General features: G+C 46.8%; 1 pseudogene. It reads right to left on the reverse strand.

Annotated elements, in window-relative coordinates:
- Positions 1-1,058, reverse strand: a pseudogene (locus A3739_RS26985) (YgiQ family radical SAM protein); the annotation flags it as partial.

A 1,058-nucleotide genomic window follows, 5' to 3' on the forward strand; every position in this document is an offset into this window, starting at 1 on the left:
GTTTTCGATCTCGCGAATTACGGAATCTTCTGAACGGCTTTGAATGACTCGGCCTTCGTGTTCTGTGATGGAACAAAACGAGCAGCCACCAAAGCAACCGCGCATAATGTTCACTGAGAAGCGAATCATTTCATAAGCTGGGATACGTGCATCGCCATAGCTCGGGTGAGGAACGCGCTGGAAGTTCTGTTCAAACACCATGTCCAATTCTTCTGTCTCTAGAGGAATTGGTGGTGGATTCACCCAAACATAGCGTTCGCCATGTTTTTGAACCAAGGTATGTGCGTTTGCTGGGTTCGTCTCAATGTGGATGACCCGCGCGGCGTGAGCATATAGAACTGGGTCTCTACTAACTTTTTCATACGACGGAAGCAAGATATATTCTTTGTCCTTTCCTGCAATCGGCCAAAAGCGTAATACATGAGTATCGTCTTCAGGCTCGATTTCTTTTGCGCCATTTTCACAATTTTCGCCTTTACCATTTGCGCTGGTATCAATATAAGGACTTTGTATTGGGTCAATTTTTCCGGGCTTATCTAAGCGAGACGAGTCTTTGCCTGTCCAGTCATTTGGCAGTTCATTCACGATAATTGCTGTGCCACGGATGTTGGTCATTTCTTTCGGTGTTTCGCCGCGAGAGATACGGTGTGCAATTTCTGCTACCGCACGTTCTGCATTACCGTACAAGAGGATATCGGCTTTTGAATCTAGCAGTACTGAACGACGTACTTTGTTTGACCAATAATCGTATTGGGCTGTGCGACGAAGGCTCGCTTCGATACCGCCAATAATTACAGGAACGCCTTTATAGGCTTCTTTACAACGCTGGCTATATACGGTTACTGCTCTGTCGGGACGCTTACCGCCAACGTTATCTGGGGTATAGGCGTCATCATGTCGGATCTTTAAATCAGCGGTGTAGCGATTGATCATCGAATCCATATTGCCCGCTGATACGGCAAAGAAGAGATTGGGTTTGCCGAGCTCTTGGAAAGCATCTTTTGATGTCCAATCTGGCTGCGCAATAATACCGACACGGAAACCTTGCGACTCTAGCA

This window comes from Oleiphilus sp. HI0067 (genome assembly GCF_001635735.1).